The sequence below is a fragment of the Sphaerospermopsis aphanizomenoides BCCUSP55 genome (assembly GCF_001586785.1).
Classification (GTDB): Bacteria; Cyanobacteriota; Cyanobacteriia; order Cyanobacteriales; family Nostocaceae; genus Sphaerospermopsis_A; species Sphaerospermopsis_A aphanizomenoides_A.
This window is the reverse complement of the sequence record NZ_LUFH02000006.1, coordinates 1-18653: the sequence shown is the minus strand read 5'-3', so window position 1 is coordinate 18653 and position 18653 is coordinate 1. Positions and strand designations below refer to the sequence as shown.

Here is an 18653-nt window from a genome sequence, read left to right as displayed (position 1 = left end):
AATAAACGTTCCCTGTTCCCTGTTCCCTGTTCCCTATTCCCTATTTTTACTAATGACGCTTTTTCTTAGAATTAACAGGAAAAGGTACACCGATAGATTGATGAAAATCTTCTTGGACTTTACGGGTTAAGCGACGCGAAACTTGACGGACAATTTGATGAAGTAAGCGATCGCCTGTAGATTGAATTAACGAATGTGGTAATCGCTGAATAAATCTGGGAAAATGCAATTCAACCATCAAATCTAATTTCCATTCTACCCGTGTCATCTCCGGCCAACTTTCTACTAATTCCATGCACGCATTATAGTCCACATCATAACCAGGGGCTTGATAGTCAGGGATGGGAATTGTACGGATACGGTATTTACCTTCCTCTGGGGCTAACAATTCCAAACCAATTTTTGGTTCGACTTCATAACCGAAAGCACCAAACTTACCAATTACTAACCCATAACCATTTTCACCTAAAGGTTGTACGCTCATGGGTTCAGCGCACCGTGCAAACCATGAAGAGTGAGTATTAAGATATTCAGCCACCTTTTCCAGAGGGGCATACATTTCCATGCAGTCTTGATGATGACTATAAAATTTACTTGGTTCTCTATGAGCATCTTTTACTACTGTTTCATCTACCCCAACACTCGAACCTACTGGTAAAACTGATTCTGTAATTTCCAAATTTTGAAATTCCCAGTTGTTTGTAACCATAAATGAGCTTTTTGTATATTTGCAAGTTTGTCTATATTAATGATTCCCAATCAGGGAGGATTTTTTCTCACAGAAATACAAATTTCACAAAAAAATCATTAATCTGTCATCAACTCCATATAATCACTACAATAAAGAACGAAATCAACACATATTAGTTTCTCAGGATAGCGCCAATTATGAAAGCATTTGTAGCAGGAGCAACAGGTGAAACAGGTCGTCGCATAGTACAAGAGTTAGTAGCCAGGAATATTCCCGTCCGTGCTTTGGTGCGGGATGCTGAAAAAGCCAAGGCAATTCTATCTCCTGAAGTCGAGATAGTTATAGGTGATGTGTTAGAAGCAAGCAGCCTAGCTGCGGCATTGGGTGATAGTACAGTGTTGTTTTGTGCCACAGGTGCAAGTCCATCTTTTGACCCAACAGCACCCTACAGGGTAGATTTTGAAGGTACGAAAAATTTAGTTGCAGCAGCCAAGGCCAAGCAAATTGAGCATTTCATCTTGGTTTCTTCTTTGTGTGTGTCCCAGTTTTTTCATCCCCTTAACCTGTTTTGGCTAATTTTAGTATGGAAAAAGCAAGCTGAGGAATACATTCAGAACAGTGGCCTCACTTACACAATTGTCCGACCTGGAGGACTAAAGAATGAAGATAACTCAGATGCCATAGTTATGCAAGGCGCAGATACTTTGTTTGAAGGTAGCATACCTCGGCAAAAAGTGGCTCAGGTTTGTGTCGAGTCTTTGTTTGAACCAGCCGCACGCAATAAAATTGTGGAAATTGTCGCTAAACCTGAAACTCCCTCCAAAAGCTTCCAAGAGTTATTTCAACAAATAGGGAATAGGTGACAGGTGACAGTGAAGAAACTGACAAGAGACTAACAACTGACAATTGACTAATGACTTTTAAACTCAAAGGTGTAGAAAAACTAATTGCCCCGATAGCCGCACTTCTGGGTTTTGTGTATCTTTTTCAATGGTATATTTTTGGAGATTTGCACTCGCCTTCTGATCCCGTGTTTGAAGGAAAACAACCTCCTTTAGTGATGAAAGACGGTGATCCTTACATCCGTGCCTTGATGCGGACTATTTCCTTCAGTGAAGCTAATAGTAAACGTCCTTATTCTCTGTTATATGGTGGTCAACAAGTAAATGACCTAAGTCGTCATCCTCAAATATGTGTGACTATTACAGTTGGACCCAATACAGGTAATTGTTCTACTGCTGCGGGTAGATATCAAATTATTAATACTACTTGGTATGACATTGCGCCTCGCTATCATCCCAAGCCATCTCAGGTAATGTTGTGGTCTAGTTATAGTTTTGAACCTGAATATCAAGATATTGTTGTTTATAGTTGGTTGAATGATGCAAAAGTTTGGGGAACTGATATTTCTAAACTGCTGCGTCAGAATAAGTTAAATGAGGTTTTACGCATACTTTCTCCGACTTGGACAAGTTTAGGATATGGGATAGAAACTAATTCTAATACCCGGTTTTTACCTAAAGTTTATCAGAAAGTGTTGGCAGAAGAATTAAAAGCTGCTAGTCAACCTACACCTGGAAGAGGTGACAGGTGACAGGTGACGGGAATGCAGGGGAGGAACTTAATGACTCAACCCAAAAATTGACGCAAATTCTGTACAAATGCGAATGTATTTTCTATGTGTGTATTATGTGCAGCTTGACTAATTATTTTAAGTTGAGCAACTGTACTTCTGTGTAAAATTGTTGTATTTATATCTATAAATTTTTGATCATTTTCACCAACTACTAACAGTAAAGGTATTTGATTCTCTTTGATATTTTCCCATAAAGAAGGCTGGTATCCAGTACCCATAAATTGCAATGATTTGGCTTATTTTACAGGTTCATTATCTAATCGACTTTCTAGTAGGCGCTGATATTGGTAATGATTTATTATATGACCAAATATAGGCTGATTATACCAGTTGTTCAAGAAAGTAAGAAAATCTGTTTTATTGCTGATTCTGAGTAATTTTCTGGCAATTTGATAATCACTTTTAATTCTGGTTAATCTTTCTGTTGCTGTTGCTAAACCAGTTGAGGCAGATTCTAAGACAACTTTGATAAATCTTGCTGGGAAATGTAAAGTTAAATATAAGCTTAATCTTCCTCCCATTGAATAACCAACCAAGAAGCATTTGTCTATTTTGAGTTCGTCTAATAAGTTGATTATGCCTTGGGCAACATATTCCATTTTATAATAATCATCACCTCCTAATACGTGGGTTTTACCATGTCCAGGTATATCAAGGGTGAGATAGGAAAATTCCTCTCCTAGTAATTCTATAACTGCATCAAATTCATGAAGATTACCAATGAAACCGTGTAAAAAAAGAATTAACGGTTTTTGCAGATTACCTGTTAAAGAATAATTAAATTGATAGTTTTTTAAAATCATCTTTTTAACTGTAATCAGAATTAGTTTTGTTTAAGCGATCACTTTGATAGGAATCTGAATTTGAACCTCTGTACCTTCTTCAGGACTAGAAAAACAGCTTATTTTACCATTGTGTTCTTCAACAATTTGGTAAGCGACAGATAATCCTAAACCAGTTCCCTTACCTACAGGTTTGGTGGTAAAGAAAGGATCAAATATTCTGTGCCGATTTTCTTTGGGAATACCAATGCCATTATCAGCAATAGAAATTAAAATATAATTAGCTTCTACTAATTTAGTTTTAATAAAAACTTGGGGATTTCTTGGTAATTTTTGAGTACCTAAAGCCTCAATCGCATCAATCGCATTTGTTAAAATATTAAAAAATACTTGGTTAAGTTTTGCAGCATAGCACTCTACAAGAGGTAAATGACCATATTGTTTGATAATTTGAATTGGTGAGGAATTTGATTGATTATTTATTCGACATTGCAGAATCATGAGAATACTGTCGATATCTTTATGAATATCAACTGTTTTGATGTCAGTTTCGCCCCAGTGCGAGAACGTTTTCAAGGCAAGTACAATATCGCGGCTACGAGTTGTGCCGACTTCCATTGATTTTATGAGTTGTGGTAAATCTGATTTGATAAAATTTAAATCAATTAGTTTTGTAAAAATTTTTATTTCTATTTCTGTGTCATTTTTAAGATGATACTTTTCATAAAGTTCGATTAACTGCAATAAATCTGTCATGTATCGTTGAGCATGAGGAAGATTAGGATGGATGAAATTGATAGCATTATTAAGTTCGTGAGCTATTCCGGCAACCAGTTGCCCTAAACTAGACATTTTTTCTTTTTGGATGAGTTGAACTTGGGTTTTTTCTACTTCCTTGAGAGCGTTTTGAATTTTATTATCACTAATTGTCAGATTTTTTAAGGTGTGAAAAAGCAAGATAAAAAAATTGATTATGGCTAGTAATAACCCAGTTATTTGAATAATTTGTAATACATAAGTCCTCTTGTTAGATATCTTTTGTTGTTCTGTAGTGATCTGATTCATCAAGTCTAGTAATTTGATATTATGTTCATTTGAATAGGCTATAGCTTTTTGTAGTGGCTGCGGAGAAATTTTATTTCTAGATAAAATAATAGATTCAATTTTGACTTTATATGGATTCCAAATTGTTTCTGCTTGCGTGAGTAGATTTTTAACCTTAGCATCTGTCATTGCTGGAATAAATACTGGTTGATTATCACTACCAGTTACAGTCTTACCCGTTTTTAATCCTATTAAAGTTTCATCAAATTGTCGATAAGCCTGTGTTAATTCATCCTTGATCAGAGCGATATTGTGTGAATTTTTTTCTGCTACTTGTAGCTGCAATATAGTTTTAGAAATTCTTTGTGACAACATTCGCTGTCTTCCAGTCAAATTAATAATTATCGCATCTTCCTTTAATTTAGAAGATATCAAAAAATTAGGGACAAGAACACCTAAATCAAAACACAGAAACAGCGCAGCAGAAACGAAAATAATCTGGTACTTTCCTTGAAAAGATAAATATGTAGGCCAAACTTGCTTGAATTTTGCTATCATTATTTCATACTTGGAACTCAACAAATATGTTCATAGGTTTTGATCAATGGATAATGGATAATGGATAATTGACAATTGACAATTGACAATTGACAATTGACAACTGGTTAATTTGGTGGAAAACCTTTTTTTAAGGTAAAAATCGGTCTAAAGCGGCTTTTAGTTGGGCAATCTCTACATCTATATTCCCTTCTTGTGCGGCTCTACCTATACATTCTGTTAGATGTTCATCTAAAACAATTCGTGCTACTTTGTCTAATGCACCTCTGACTGCGGCTATTTGTAATAAAACATCAGGACAAGGGGTGTTTTGTTGCACCATGGTCTTAATACCGCGAATGTGTCCTTCTATTCGTGAAAGTCGGTTCACAATTCGCCGTAAAGATTCCTCACTATGCACATGAGGATGAACGGACTCGACCTGTCCCGGAGTAGGATCTGTATGTTGGTGGTTGTGTTCGTGGTTGTGATCGTGATTGTGTGTGTGTTCTGCTTTCTGAGATGAAAATAAGGATTCTTCAGCTACTCGGTTTAATCCGTTCATGGGTGATCACGGTTTTGGTGTTATTTAAGATCGTAACCTAGAGTGATTTGAGATTTTGGATTTTGAATTTTGAATCTAAGATTGGGGTAAAAACCGAACCTGGAATTAGCAAATTTCCATAATAGCCGAGTGAATGAATGTTCCATTAACTTGATTAAAGATAGTCAGTAAATCAATTTTGTTAATCGTTAAGTAGTTGTGCAGAATAAATTATCTATTTAGAAGAGGAAACAGGTAACTGAAGGTAAAAGGCAAAAGGTAAGAGTTATAGCGGGAGGCAAGAGGCACTCATGCAAGAGGCAAAAGGCAAAAGTAAAACCCTTGTTGTCACTAGCTTTTAGCTTTTGAGAATTTCCTAACCACCTTGTCTACTGCTATATGATGATTCTCTCCCTTACACCCTTACACCCTTACACCCCTACACCCTTACACCCTTACACCCTGTCTGAATTATGCGAATTTTTAAACTACCTCGGTCTATACGCCAACTAAGTACCCATGTTTTAGCAATTTTTCTAGGAGTGCTGCTGACGGTTACTTCTTTGGCAGTTTTACCATCTCAAGCTGAACCCGCTCCTGCTGTAGTTGCTCAAAAGTCATCTCCTGCGGTTGCAGCTATTGGTAACAGCAGTTTTGTGACAGCTGCCGTCAATCGTGTTGGACCTGCTGTGGTCAGGATTGATACAGAACGGACGATTACTCGTCGGACTGATCCTTTTATGGAAGACCCTTTTTTACGGCGTTTTTTTGGTGATGGTTTTCCCCAACAGTCACCAACTGAACAATTACGCGGTCTAGGTTCTGGTTTTATTCTCGATAAGAGTGGAATAATTCTCACTAATGCTCATGTAGTTGATCAAGCTGATAAGGTGACAGTCCGTCTGAAAGATGGTCGCACTTATGAAGGTAAAGTTAAAGGTATTGATGAAGTCACTGATTTAGCAGTGGTCAAGATTAATGCTGGTAATGATTTACCTGTGGCATCTTTGGGTTCTTCTGAAAATGTTCAGGTGGGAGACTGGGCGATCGCAGTGGGAAATCCTTTAGGATTTGATAATACTGTTACTTTAGGTATTGTTAGTACATTAAAACGTTCTAGCGCCCAAGTGGGAATTAGTGATAAACGTTTAGACTTCATTCAAACTGATGCTGCTATTAACCCTGGTAACTCCGGTGGTCCGTTATTGAATGCTGGAGGAGAAGTAATTGGCATCAATACAGCGATTCGTGCAGATGCGATGGGGATTGGGTTTGCCATTCCTATTGATAAAGCAAAAGCGATCGCTGCTCAATTACAACGAGATGGGAAAGTTGCTCACCCCTATTTAGGTGTGCAAATGGTGACATTAACACCCCAGTTAGCTCAACAAAATAACACTGACCCCAACTCTGTATTTGAAATTCCTGAAGTTAACGGCGTTTTAGTGATGCGGGTTGTACCTGAATCTCCTGCTGCTGCTGCGGGTATCCGTCGCGGAGATGTAATTGTCCAAATTGATGGTCAAGCAATTACCAGCGCAGATCAATTACAAAGAGTTGTGGAAGATAGCCGTCTGGGTCAAGTTTTGCAGGTAAAAGTGCAAAGGGGTAATCAGACACAAATACTTTCAGTGCGGACTGCTGAGTTGAAGGAGATACAGTAGGTAATAGGTGACAGGTGACAGGTGACAGGCGACAGAAGGCAAAAGGTAATAGATTATTCTCCTCTGCACCTCTGCACCCCTACACCCTACACCCTACACCCCACACCCCTGCCCCCTACACCCTTTCTTCACTGGCTAATTTGATTAAATTATCCAATTCTTGCTGCATCTGGCTTCTGACTAATTCATAGCATTCATTAACATAAGTGCGATCGCTTGCTGCTTCTTTTCCATAGTGTTCAAAAACAATGGGTGGACAAACCCTGGTGTACATCCGCACTGGTAAAGGAATATTCGGTAGTGGACCTACAGCTAAACCCCAGGGTAAACCCAGATAAATAGGGAACACTAGCGGATCAACATCAAACAGCCAAGGCATCCCCCATTTATGGAATTGCTGCATAATTTCATATAAATCAGCCAAGACAATGAGGGTATCGTGCGCTCCCCAGGAAATTGCAGGTACAATGGGTACATTTTCCCGTAGTGCTAATTTAATAAACCCGCGACGTTCAGCAAAATAGATTTTGTCCCGCATTTGATGGGGTCTAAATACATCTTCCGGACCACCGGGATAAACTAAGACACTAGCTCCCGAATGCAAAGCTGCATAGGCCATTTTCGGATGAGCCATAATTGCACCACCCTTCATAGCTAGTTCTGCGGCTGGAGGAAAAACTTGCCAGACTTTGGGATGCATTAAACCGTAAATTGGTCTTTCAAACCCAAAACGACGTAACCAGTCATACAGCATCATTGATGTATCTGGGGTTGCTAAACCGCCATTGTGAGAACCAACAACGAGGATTTTTCCTTCTGGGATATTTTCCCAGCCGCTGGTTTGGACTCGAAAATAGTAGTTATACAAAATTCCCAATAGAGGCATGAGATTTTCGATGAACTTTGGATCTCGCTCGTCCAAAGACCACCCTGGTTTTTTGTTCTGGGGATGTTTTAGTTGTAACATCGAGGCATGATTAGGAGTTCAGGAGTTCAGGAGTATGGCTAACGCCACGCTTCGCTATCAGGAGTATGGCTTGCGCCACGCTTCGCACTTCAGGAGTATGGCTAACGCCACGCTTCGCTATCAGGAGTATGGCTTGCGCCACGCTTCGCTATCAGAAGTTCAGGAGTTCAGGAGTATGGCTAACGCCACGCTGCGCTATCAGGAGTTCAGGAGTTCAGGAGTATGGCTAACGCCACGCTGCGCTATCAGGAGTTCAGGAGTCAGAAGAAAGAAGAAAGAAGAAAGAAGAAAGAAGTAATTTTTCCCCTGCACCCTACACCCTACACCCTACCCCCTGTTGCTTTCCAAGTCCCGTGAAAACTATGGGGAATAACACTGGGTAGACCGATTTTACAAACAGGTTCTTCATCCAAGCGATCGCTATCAAATATCCAAACTTCGCTATTATGGGAATTTCCGTCATAAACCACTGTTAACACCCAACCTTGCTCACGGTTTTGGCTATCGGTAACGTGAAGGGGTTCGGAAGGATAGCGATTTTCTCCCAAGTCTGCTTCTGTGAGAGTATTGGTTTTGTGGTCAAAACGAGCGATCGCATTTAATATCTCTTCACTTGGGTTAGTTCCTTCTCGAAATATAGACATATATGTATAACGAGAAAATTGACCCACATTTTGTTGTGGGACATTGGTAAACTCACAATGTCGAGCTAAAAGTTGCTCATGTTTAATTACTTTGCCAGTTTGGGGATCAAGTTGAACTCGTAAAAATTTACTGATAGCAGCAGTGTGGGTTTCACCAGTAGCTAATTCCTTAAGATATTGATTAGTTTGAAAATCTGCATAACCAGGAAAATCCACAATTACTGCACCACTATCATCAACATAACCATTAGCAAAATGCCACTGAAACCAAGGTTCTGTTTCTCCTTGACTCACCACAGATAATGTTTCCTTGTCGAGAACCATAATCTCAGTACCTAATTCTGGTCGCCATTCTAGAGAATCACTATAATTACTTAATCCTATCAATACAGGAAGTAAATTTAAACGCACTGGGGGAATAAAAAATACCAGATACTGTCCCGCTAACACAAAATCATGAATTAGTGGTACTCCTTGGAGTGGATAGGCGGCTTGTTGGATAATTTGTCCTGTAGAGTCACTTTTATAAATATTTAGTGTGCCATTTAATCCTGGAGTAACACTAAAATTAAAAATTTCTCCTGTAAATGGATCTTGTTTATAGTGTGCAGAATAACTGAAGTCATGATCTAAAGTTCCTAAATTATCTTCGCCCCAAGTTTCTAAAGTTTGTAAATCTAGTGCATAAGGTTTTCCACCTTCCCACAATGCTAAAAGTTTATGTGGAAGTGCCAATACCGATGTATTAGCTGCATTTTTCACAGGTTTTATCCACTGATTCCAAATTACCCCCGGTGCAGTCATGCCATAATTACCATACAAAAATTTACCTGCGGCTTCCTCTTTTTGATACCCAGTAGTCTGCACATAGCGATACACCCCGGTAGCACCTGCATCAGTAAAATGCACTGCGAGAATAGCCCCATCCCCATCAAACCAATGTCCCACAGGCACACCACCCCGTTCTAAGCGTGCAGGTCCATTACGGTAAAGTGTCCCCCGTAACCCATCGGGAATTTTACCTGCGAGAATAGGTAATTGCGTGAGAGGAAATTCTGTTGCAGGTTGAGATATTGCTTTTGCCCAAGGTTTTTTAGTTGACTTTTTATCAATTGTCTGCATGGTAATTTATACCTCTATATACTCCTGTATAGATAATTTTTAAAACCATCATTAGTTCTTAACCAAATACTACTAAAGTATGAATGTGAAATTGATGTTGTGATTGTACGTATATATTCAATGTAAAACAATGTTCAAACGATTGGATAAAAAAGTTATTGGTTTCATACTTTTGGCTCTGATATTTGCCCTAAGTTACCAACAACACATATTCGCTAAGAATACATCTACCCAAGGTAATGTCATCTTCATCCATCCAGATGGTACAAGTGCGGCTCACTGGGGAGCAACTAGGATACTTTACCAAGGTGCAGATGGCAGGTTGAATTGGGATAAAATGTCCAATTTGGCTGTTTACCTGGGACACATGAAAAACCAATTATCTGCAACTTCCAACGGTGGCGCAGTGACTCATGCTACCGGGGTAAAGGTAAATGCTGACTCTTTCGGGTGGGATGAAAACGGTAAACCGATAGTCGCACTTTCTGGGAAACCGCAAACAATTATGGAAGAAGCCATTAGTGCAGGAAAAGCAACAGCTATTATTAATTCTGGTGTAATTCATGAACCGGGAACAGCGGCATTTTTAGCTAAAACAGCAAGTCGTCGTAATTTTGCAGACATCACCAAACAAATAGTTGAATCTGGTGCGGATGTAATTTTAGGTGGTGGGGAAATGTGGTATCTTCCCAAAGGAGTAGCCGGAAGACATAGCACTGCTGCACAAAGTCAAAGAACCGATAATTTAAATTTAGTAGAAATAGCGAAAAAGAAAGGTTACACCGTTGTTTACAACCGTGATGAATTATTGCAGTTACCAACAAATACCCAAAAGGTGTTAGGAATTTTTGCGGCTGACGACACCTACAACGACGACACAGAAGAAAACTTGAAAAAACAGAATTTACCGTTATATGTTTCCACTGCACCAACGGTAGCAGAACAATTGGATGTAACGTTAAAGATATTATCGCAAAAACGCAAAAATTTCTTGATTGTTTTGGAAGAAGAAGGAACAGATAATTTCGGTAATTATAATAATGCCATTGGTTGTCTCACAGCTTTAAAACGTGCTGATGATGCTGTTGGGGTAGCAATGAAATTTATTGAGAAAAACCCCAAGACTTTATTAGTAACTGCCGCTGATAGTGACGCTGGTGGTTTAGAATTGGTGGGGGCAACAGAGAAAGAATTTCCCTTTGATAAACCCTTACCAGAAAAAGGTAAAAATGGCGCACCTTGGGATGGGAAAGAAGGAACAGGAACGTTACCTTTTATTTCTGCACCTGATAAACAAGGTAGGCGTTTTCCCTTTGCTATCTCTTGGTCTGGTTTTGGAGATAATGCCGGAGGAATTATAGCGAAAGCGCATGGTTTTAACGCTGGGTTGTTGAATGGAACGGTGGATAATACAGATATTTATCGGTTGATGTATCGGTCTTTGTTTGGGAAGGAATTAAGTAGGTGACAGGTGACAGAGTTAAAAGGGTTTTACTGTCTACGTTTTATCATCTGTTGAAAGTAGAAAAATAAAAGCCAAAAATTGCTGGGGTATGATTCCCCAGTTACCTTCTATGTCTGTTCACCTAAACGTAGAGGGATAGAAACTTTAGGAATTAACCATTAAGGCTTTTTTAGAGATTTTCTAGAAACTCCTCAACAGAAACTCCAGCTTGATTGAGAATACTTTTGAGTGTTCCTACGGCTACAGTTTTGTTATGTAATGGTACAACACAACCAACTTCGATGATTTTCTGTTCCTCGTCTTCCTGTACAAATTGTTTTTTTAAAATTACATGACTTCCTCGTTGTCTGACCTGGACAAAGCCTAAACGTTGCAGAACATAAATAACCTCAGAGGGTTTAATTCTCGGTAATTTAGGCACTGGTAGCCACCTCAAATGTAGTCAGTAACCGACGAGGTGCATTTTCAGACAGCGGAAATTCCTCTAAATACAGTTCTGTTGCTTCCTGCAAATTAGCAATAGCTTCTTCTATCGTCTCTCCCTGACTAGCAGTTCCCACCTCTGGACATTCGGCAACGTAAACATCATCCTCCCAATACAAAATTGCTGTTAAGGTGAGAGTTTTCTTTTTCAGAACTTGTTGTAATGAAGTCATAAAGTTTTTAGTAGTTTATATTCCTATTTCCTATTATCCCTCAATTATCTGGAGGTAACAACATCCTCCCCTCTATTTCTTCCCAGGTTGTAGGAGACACCCGCACCGCAGCATATTTACATTTAATCATTAGATAATTAGCGTAGAGATAATTACTGAATGCTGTTATTTCTTCCTCAGATAAATCAACTATTTCTAAAGTGAGATTGAAAAAAGCTAACCAATTTTCATGGATATACCCAATTATGAACTGACCTATTTCTTCTATCAATGTCAAATCCATTTCTTCTACTTGCTTACTTTCAGTCACTAGTTCTTCTGTAGATTTAAATCGCTTAATCAAAACATCAAGATTAAGACAACTAAAAATTTCTAGCTTTTTAATTTCGTTAGTTGTTGCCACAGATTGAATGTATAATTGTGCGAAAATTTTAATTTTGGTTTTGGTGTCGCTACTAAAGTTTAAATTTGCATGAGCATAGCTAGAGAGACGTATTTTGAAATAATTGATAATTTCCTGAATAGGAATATCATAATAACCAGCGATACTGACTGGCATGGAATAGAGATAAGCATTAAGCTGTTACGCACCTAAAGTTTATAATCCTAAAATGGTTAAGTCTTGTGGGGTGGGTATCTTGCCCGCCAGAATTATACAAATTAAATGCACAACAGCTTAGCAATAGGAATCTGAATACCTTCAGCCCCCTCTTTTGTTATGTTCTTTTTTATTGCATTAATATTGACAAAACCACAAGCAATTGCGGCTGCACGTTTCCCAACTGGTTTATAATCACCTTGAGATCCTACTGTGACTTCTTCCGCCCAACTTAATAAATTTCGTAGTTTATCGGTATTGATATATTTTTGTGCTTCCTTTTCCATCAATAACAACAAATCATCGGCACCACCCCGCATTACCCCAGCAACTAATAAAAATACCTCTTTCCAGCGTTCATCTGTCAGGTGTTCAGTGACTAATTTTTCAACTATGCGATGATCATCAATATATTGTGCCGTTAAATATTCCTGTAGTGTTAAATGAGAAAATGAAAATACATCTTCTGCTCGTTCTACTAAAATTCCTTGTTGCACTGCAATGGCATTTAAAACTTTTTCGCCATCTAAATGCTGTGGTGCATTCAGGTTACTTGCTAGAAATTTTTTAATTTGTTCAACAATTTCCCGTTGGGAGAAAAACAGGTGATTAGATTCAAAACCTGTATAGGCAATTTCTGAAAGTAATAACTCTTCTAATTCTGTATGCAGTCCTTGATAAATTTCATCTCGTAAGATTCGCTTTTCAGATGCCCATTCTTCTAATAATATCCGCAAAGCTTTTTTATATAGCACACTGCGATTATTGGGAAAATTTTGGGAACGGTCATAAACTAAACAAAGAAAAGTCAACAATAAAGGGGTGTGTGCCAACTCTTTTGCAGCTTCATTTTCTGGCTTTTGCAATAATTCCCAACATTTATCCCCTGTTTTCGCCTGTTGATCACTTTCTCCATGAAACCAATTCTTTATAAATTGCTGAATTTGTTCATCATCAAAATCAGCCATAGCCACATCAGTAAACCGTTGAAAATTATTGCGATAAGCGGCTATACGACAGGAAATTATAAAGCGATTTTCATGATACTTATCAACAAAGCTTTGAATTTTATTTATAACTTCATTTAAGTTTTGATTTGGAACTTCATCTAACCCATCCAAAAGAATTAATAATTTACCTTGTTCTAACGCTTTAGCCGTAACCTGTTCTGGGAAGGGAAAACCACAAATATCAAATTCTTCAATAATAAATTTTTCAATATTAATCTCGCTAGATGCAAACCTCTTTAATTCGATAAAAACAGGAATGCGGTCATGTTTAAATTCTCCTTGTGTACCTTTGATTTCTTCTAATCCTATCTTTCTTAAAAATGTGGACTTACCTGCACCTTGTTGACCCAGAACCATCAAATACGGTTTTTCATTGGCAACTTTAATTCCTGGTTTTTTACAATCTTGAGAATTAAACCTGCGGCTTTCTGCTTTACGATATGATTCTTCTAATTTCTCGATAGATTCAAAACTACTGATAGCATCATCATTTAGAAACTGCACTGCTGTATAGACTGACTCTAACTTAACAGGTTCACGCATTATCAATACTTTGAGAATGCCGTGTCGTTCTCTATATTTATTTTCATATTTCCCGCAAGCTGTAGGAATGGCATTTTTTGCTTCTTCAGTTAAATTTTGACCTAATCTGGTAATAATGTCCCAGACAGTTTTCACAATGGGAGCAACTACAGCGGTAACAAGTGGGGCTGGCAGATGTTCAAATCCTGTCATAATAGGGAGTCAGTGAATATGCCTAAAAAATCTATTTAAATATTCTTATTACTACATTAAACCCCATTATGACCACCAAAACCACCTTTAACTCGTGGGTAACTGATCCTATTAATTGATTTGCGCCTCTAGCCAAGATGACAAATCAGCTAAACTGTTAAAATCTAACAGTGCTTCACTCAAATCTTCCAAAACAATGCATTTATTGGTGGATTTTTCAACAATTCAAATAGTAAAGTGGGAGATTGTTGAAACAGTTTGTAAAAAATAGAGTCCCGACGCATGAAGGATTTTACTTATTTTACTTTTAAATCTGGGATACATTTAATCATATATTAGATTGGGAGTGTACCAATTTTTGGGAAATCTCTGGCAATTATAAACAACTTCACTATGACCACTTTCAACTCCTGGGTAACTTGTCCCAAACCCAACCCCAACGCCAAATTACGCTTATTCTGTTTACCCTACGCAGGTGGTAGCGCGACAATATTTCGCACCTGGCCTAAAAATTTACCTCCAACTATCGAAGTGTGTCCCATAGAACTTCCAGGAAGGGGAAGACAAATGCGACTACCTCTTTACACAAAAATGCAGCCTTTAGTTCAGGAAATAGCAGAAAATCTCATTCCCTATTTAGATAAACCTTTTGCAATTTTTGGTCATAGTATGGGTGGACTGGTGAGTTTTGAATTAACTCGTTTATTGCGGTCAGATTATAATTTTACTCCATTACATCTATTTATATCTGCTCGCAATGCACCACAAGTTTCTCCCACAAAAAGAAAAATTTACAACTTACCAGATGCAGAGTTTTGGCAAGAAATTCTTAATTATAATGGCACTCCTGATGAAGTGACAGCAAATCAAGATATTATCGCAGTTTTTTTGCCAATTCTGCGGGCTGATTTTACGGTGTTAGAGACTTATATTTACACACATCAACCACCATTTGATTTTCCTATTAGCGTATTTGGTGGGTTGCAAGATCCAACCTTTGCTGATTATGAACTAGAAGCATGGAAAGAACATACAACAGCAGCTTTTTCTTTACAAATGTTTGAAGGTAATCACTTTTTTATTAATTCAAATCAAAATCAAAATGGTTTATTGAAAAGTATATCTGATATATTAGGTGACAGGTGACAGGTGACAGGTGACAGGTGACAGGTGACAGGTGACAGGTGACAGAAGGCAAGAAAGAGATTATTCTCCCCTGCACCGCTGCTTCTCCACACCTTATTTAATCAACTCCTCTAATGCCACAAATAAATCCTTTGTCAAATCACTTACTCCTTGTCTTGAAGCCTGTTTATTGCCTTGACAAGCTTCCCATCTTTCAGTGACACAAATCGGTTCACCTACGTTAATCATTGCTTGTTTTAAACCTAAACGTGGTCTTCCGGGCAAGGTTGAATCTTTAATGCGAGACAGCATATCAAACATTAATAATATTGTTTCCGCAAATCTATCTGCTGTGGGTTTTTCTTGGATATAGTTAGCAGTAACCGCCACAAAACTTTCTGCTATTCTCATGTGCTGCATTCGCAAATCTGCTTCTTCTGCTACCCAGTCAGCAAGACCACGTTTGAATGGTGGTAAACTATTAATATCTGCTATATCATCACGATAAATATAATTCCATCCAGCTTCTTCTAACCGCCGACATCTATCAATAAAACTACCTTGCGCCTGAACATTAAAATACTGTTCACAAACTTGTAATGCTGTATCCATTAACCGATGTAATCTGGTAATTAACACCTCATTAGCTGGTGTAGTTGCTTCAGAAGTAATTGCTGGTAAATCTCGATGATAGAAACGGTGATAAAATTCTTCCATTTCCGTAATTAAATATTCAGCTAAATACAAAATCCGCTGATATAAAATTTCTTCTGGCTGCTTTCCAGTTTGATTAATTTCTGTAACAGGTAAACCGCTATCAGCTTCTAATTTTGATAACAACCAATCTATTTTTGACCAAGGTGGGTTAACGTAACTATATTTAATGCTAATAGGAATGATAAAAACGGTTTCCTGACGGTTAGCTTTTTGTAAATCTTCCACACACCAAAAACCTAACTGTGCTACACCCGGTTCTAAAGGGCTGACAATCCCACTATGACCATTTGTACCACCTTCTGGTGCGATCGCAATGGGCATTTTTGCATTGGCAAATAAATCTCGCACCATTTGAATAGCGTTTCTGTCTACTTTTCTCCCCCGACGCACAGGTACACCACCAACTTTAGAGAATAACCATCCTAACCAATTTCCTGCCCATAATGTCATTCCTCTTTCATACATAAAATGACTGTGGACTGGATATTTTAAGGAAATTCCTTGTTCACGCGCTACTTTAGGAACAATCCGAGAAAGTAAATATAACATAGTTAAGGGATCTTCGACTTCTGGATGCCGAAAGGCAATTAAAAAGCGAATTTTCCCTGCTTGAAATTCCTGGTATAATTTAGCTAAGTTTTCAGCATTTTTAGCTTCAATTTTCACAATACCTGCCGGTAGCCAAGGTCTAGTTCTCACCCGCATAATAAAGGGCAGAAACAAAGACATAAACTTGAGTATCAGAGGATTAAAGCGTGGGGGAATAAATTTTAGTGGGGGTTGGGTGGAATGAATTGATTTTGGCAAGTTTTTCTCCTGTAATGTAGCGAAAAAAGTAAAAAGAAAGCAGTTGATTTGAGATTTATTCTGTTGGTTTAATTATGATTAATTATGATACTAAATGCTAAAAGAATATGAACACAACACCAGACGAAAAACAATTCGCACCAGCAACCCAGCGCAACCGTGAACCCATTTTGCAGGTACTTTCACAAGTATTACCGACAAATGGAACTGTTTTAGAAGTCGCTAGTGGGACAGGAGAACACGCAGTATTTTTTGCACCCTGTCTAGCACCTCTGAAATGGCTACCTTCTGACCCCAACCCTACATTACGCGATAGTATTACAGCTTGGTCAGGGGAAATTCAAAGTGATAATCTTTACCCACCAATAGATTTAGATGCAAAGTCACCAATTTGGCCAGTAGAACAGGAGGCAATAATTGACTCGCCAATTGTCGCCATAGTCAACATTAACATGATTCATATTTCTCCTTGGTCAGCTTGTCTGGGACTCATGGCTGGGGCTGGGCGGATTCTTCCTTATGGTGGTATCCTTTATTTATACGGGCCTTACAAAGTCAACGGAGGACATACTGCACCCAGTAATGAGGCTTTTGATGAGTCGTTAAAGTCGCAAAACCCAGAGTGGGGAGTGCGTAATTTAGAGGATGTGGTACAGGCAGCCAAAAACGAAAATCTGACTCTGCACAAAACTTACCAGATGCCAGCCAACAACCTATCGCTAGTGTTTAGACGTGATTAATGGAGGTTAGCGGACTCGAACCGCTGACATCCTGCTTGCAAAGCAGGCGCTCTACCAACTGAGCTAATCCCCCGTAACAATTCAAAATCTAAAATTCAAAATCTAAAATTCAAAATTAAAGTGCTTCTTTTTTTACTAAAAAAAGGTTAATTTTAAATCTTGACAACATAATACCCTAATATTCTTTGTTTGTAAATATATGACACCAAAAAATATTTTAGTTGTAGCTGCCCTGTATAAATTTGTCAGTTTACCTGACTATGTGGAAATACAAGCACCTTTATTGTCTTTTTGTCAGGAACAAGACATCAAGGGGACACTGTTACTAGCAAAGGAAGGAATTAACGGGACTATTGCTGGTTCTCGTCAATCTATTGATACTGTTTTAGCGTTTCTGCGTAGTGACTCACGGTTAGCAGATTTAGAACATAAAGAATCTTACACAGACACCCAACCCTTTGGCAAAATGAAAGTGCGGTTAAAAAAAGAAATTGTGACTTTGGGAATACCAGAAGTTGACCCCAATGAAAAAGTCGGAACTTACGTTAATCCGCAGGAATGGAATGATTTAATTTCTGACCCAGAAGTGACAGTAATTGATACTCGTAACGATTATGAAGTCAGTATTGGTACTTTCAAAAGGGCAGAAAATCCCCAAACGCAAATATTCAGAGAATTTCCGGAATACGTGAGTAATAATCTAGACCCTCAAAAACATAAAAAAGTCGCTTTATTTTGTACTGGTGGAATTCGTTGCGAAAAAGCCTCATCCTATATGCTTAACCAAGGCTTTGAAGAAGTTTATCACCTCAAAGGTGGCATTCTCAAATATTTAGAAGAAGTACCCAGCGAAGAAAGTTTGTGGGAAGGAGAATGTTTTGTTTTTGATGAACGAGTTGCAGTTCGTCACGGCTTAGAAGAGGGAAATTATGAATTATGCTTTTGTTGTGGACATCCCATTGCGGAAGACGACAAAACCTCACCCAAGTATGAAGAAGGCATTTCCTGTCCTCACTGTTTTGATAGCTTGACAGCAGAAAAAAGAGCGCGACAACAGGAGAAATGGAAACAGTATCAGTTACAGGTGACAGGTGACAGGTGACAGGTGACAGAAGGTAACAGAAAAAAGGCAAAAGGTAATAGATTATTCTCCCCCTGCCTCCCCTGCC

The 18653-nt window shown here is 38.4% G+C and carries 19 protein-coding genes, 1 tRNA gene and 2 pseudogenes; 8 read left to right on the top strand and 14 right to left on the bottom strand.

Annotated elements, in window-relative coordinates; genetic code table 11:
* Positions 1 to 49: 49 nt before the first annotated feature.
* Complete coding sequence (locus A0J48_RS02650) at positions 50 to 709, bottom strand: DUF1997 domain-containing protein (RefSeq protein ID WP_200320074.1); 660 nt, start codon at positions 707 to 709, stop codon at positions 50 to 52.
* 179 nt (positions 710 to 888) lie between these two features.
* On the opposite strand from A0J48_RS02650, the gene A0J48_RS02645 reads away from it, so the two are divergent.
* Entirely contained in the window at positions 889 to 1554 is a 666-nt protein-coding gene (locus A0J48_RS02645) for an NAD(P)H-binding protein (RefSeq protein WP_200320073.1), read from the top strand.
* Positions 1555 to 1604: 50 nt separating this feature from the next.
* Positions 1605 to 2285: a glycoside hydrolase family 24 protein gene (locus A0J48_RS02640; protein ID WP_200320071.1), complete on the top strand. Its 681-nt coding sequence runs from the start codon at positions 1605 to 1607 to the stop codon at positions 2283 to 2285.
* A 35-nt stretch (positions 2286 to 2320) separates the two neighbouring features.
* On the opposite strand, the pseudogene menH reads toward A0J48_RS02640, so the two are convergent.
* From menH to A0J48_RS02625, 3 genes and pseudogenes are all read right to left on the bottom strand, one after another.
* Positions 2321 to 3130: pseudogene (gene menH, locus A0J48_RS02635) on the bottom strand (2-succinyl-6-hydroxy-2,4-cyclohexadiene-1-carboxylate synthase).
* A gap of 30 nt (positions 3131 to 3160) precedes the next feature.
* The gene (locus tag A0J48_RS02630) at positions 3161 to 4711 is read right to left on the bottom strand and encodes an ATP-binding protein (protein WP_200320069.1); all 1551 of its coding nucleotides are present in this window, start codon (positions 4709 to 4711) and stop codon (positions 3161 to 3163) included.
* A 130-nt stretch (positions 4712 to 4841) separates the two neighbouring features.
* Entirely contained in the window at positions 4842 to 5255 is a 414-nt protein-coding gene (locus tag A0J48_RS02625; RefSeq protein ID WP_200320067.1) for a metal-sensing transcriptional repressor, read from the bottom strand.
* Between the two features lie 452 nt (positions 5256 to 5707).
* Between A0J48_RS02625 and A0J48_RS02620 the strand changes: the two genes are divergently transcribed.
* Positions 5708 to 6898: an HhoA/HhoB/HtrA family serine endopeptidase gene (locus A0J48_RS02620; protein ID WP_200320065.1), complete on the top strand. Its 1191-nt coding sequence runs from the start codon at positions 5708 to 5710 to the stop codon at positions 6896 to 6898.
* 115 nt (positions 6899 to 7013) lie between these two features.
* Here A0J48_RS02620 and A0J48_RS02615 read toward each other — a convergent pair whose 3' ends face one another.
* The gene (locus A0J48_RS02615) at positions 7014 to 7865 is read right to left on the bottom strand and encodes a lysophospholipid acyltransferase family protein (RefSeq protein WP_200320063.1); all 852 of its coding nucleotides are present in this window, start codon (positions 7863 to 7865) and stop codon (positions 7014 to 7016) included.
* A gap of 97 nt (positions 7866 to 7962) precedes the next feature.
* Here A0J48_RS02615 and A0J48_RS02610 point away from each other — a divergent pair, with 97 nt between their 5' ends.
* Entirely contained in the window at positions 7963 to 8163 is a 201-nt protein-coding gene (locus A0J48_RS02610; RefSeq protein ID WP_200320061.1) for a hypothetical protein, read from the top strand.
* 22 nt (positions 8164 to 8185) lie between these two features.
* Here A0J48_RS02610 and A0J48_RS02605 read toward each other — a convergent pair whose 3' ends face one another.
* Positions 8186 to 9631 (bottom strand): carotenoid oxygenase family protein, encoded by a 1446-nt coding sequence (locus tag A0J48_RS02605; RefSeq protein ID WP_200320059.1) that lies wholly within the window; start codon positions 9629 to 9631, stop codon positions 8186 to 8188.
* 130 nt (positions 9632 to 9761) lie between these two features.
* Between A0J48_RS02605 and A0J48_RS02600 the strand changes: the two genes are divergently transcribed.
* Positions 9762 to 11099: an alkaline phosphatase gene (locus A0J48_RS02600; protein ID WP_200320057.1), complete on the top strand. Its 1338-nt coding sequence runs from the start codon at positions 9762 to 9764 to the stop codon at positions 11097 to 11099.
* A 166-nt stretch (positions 11100 to 11265) separates the two neighbouring features.
* On the opposite strand, the gene A0J48_RS02595 is transcribed toward A0J48_RS02600, so the two are convergent.
* From A0J48_RS02595 to A0J48_RS02570, 6 genes and pseudogenes are all read right to left on the bottom strand, one after another.
* Positions 11266 to 11517 carry a type II toxin-antitoxin system HicA family toxin gene (locus A0J48_RS02595; RefSeq protein ID WP_200320055.1) on the bottom strand — a complete coding sequence of 84 codons (252 nt, stop codon included), beginning with the start codon at positions 11515 to 11517 and terminating at the stop codon, positions 11266 to 11268.
* Positions 11510 to 11752 carry a type II toxin-antitoxin system HicB family antitoxin gene (locus A0J48_RS02590; RefSeq protein WP_200320053.1) on the bottom strand — a complete coding sequence of 81 codons (243 nt, stop codon included), beginning with the start codon at positions 11750 to 11752 and terminating at the stop codon, positions 11510 to 11512. Before A0J48_RS02590 ends, A0J48_RS02595 begins: the two co-directional genes overlap by 8 nt.
* Before the next feature lie 40 nt (positions 11753 to 11792).
* Positions 11793 to 12311 (bottom strand): NACHT C-terminal helical domain 2-containing protein, encoded by a 519-nt coding sequence (locus A0J48_RS02585; protein WP_200320051.1) that lies wholly within the window; start codon positions 12309 to 12311, stop codon positions 11793 to 11795.
* A gap of 101 nt (positions 12312 to 12412) precedes the next feature.
* A complete protein-coding gene (locus A0J48_RS02580; RefSeq protein WP_200320049.1) occupies positions 12413 to 14095 on the bottom strand; it encodes an NACHT domain-containing protein in 1683 nt (560 codons plus the stop codon).
* A 111-nt stretch (positions 14096 to 14206) separates the two neighbouring features.
* Entirely contained in the window at positions 14207 to 14278 is a 72-nt protein-coding gene (locus A0J48_RS02575; RefSeq protein WP_234300686.1) for a DUF4351 domain-containing protein, read from the bottom strand.
* Between the two features lie 14 nt (positions 14279 to 14292).
* Positions 14293 to 14379, bottom strand: a pseudogene (locus A0J48_RS02570) (DUF2887 domain-containing protein); the annotation flags it as partial.
* 109 nt (positions 14380 to 14488) lie between these two features.
* On the opposite strand from A0J48_RS02570, the gene A0J48_RS02565 reads away from it, so the two are divergent.
* Complete coding sequence (locus tag A0J48_RS02565; protein ID WP_200320047.1) at positions 14489 to 15241, top strand: thioesterase II family protein; 753 nt, start codon at positions 14489 to 14491, stop codon at positions 15239 to 15241.
* A 93-nt stretch (positions 15242 to 15334) separates the two neighbouring features.
* Here A0J48_RS02565 and A0J48_RS02560 read toward each other — a convergent pair whose 3' ends face one another.
* Entirely contained in the window at positions 15335 to 16744 is a 1410-nt protein-coding gene (locus A0J48_RS02560) for a lysophospholipid acyltransferase family protein (protein WP_200320045.1), read from the bottom strand.
* Positions 16745 to 16851: 107 nt separating this feature from the next.
* On the opposite strand from A0J48_RS02560, the gene A0J48_RS02555 reads away from it, so the two are divergent.
* Complete coding sequence (locus A0J48_RS02555; protein ID WP_200320043.1) at positions 16852 to 17484, top strand: DUF938 domain-containing protein; 633 nt, start codon at positions 16852 to 16854, stop codon at positions 17482 to 17484.
* On the opposite strand, the gene A0J48_RS02550 is transcribed toward A0J48_RS02555, so the two are convergent.
* A tRNA-Ala gene (locus tag A0J48_RS02550) sits at positions 17485 to 17557 on the bottom strand.
* A gap of 126 nt (positions 17558 to 17683) precedes the next feature.
* Between A0J48_RS02550 and trhO the strand changes: the two genes are divergently transcribed.
* Positions 17684 to 18586 (top strand): oxygen-dependent tRNA uridine(34) hydroxylase TrhO, encoded by a 903-nt coding sequence (trhO, locus tag A0J48_RS02545; RefSeq protein WP_200320041.1) that lies wholly within the window; start codon positions 17684 to 17686, stop codon positions 18584 to 18586.
* Positions 18587 to 18653 lie beyond the last annotated feature (67 nt).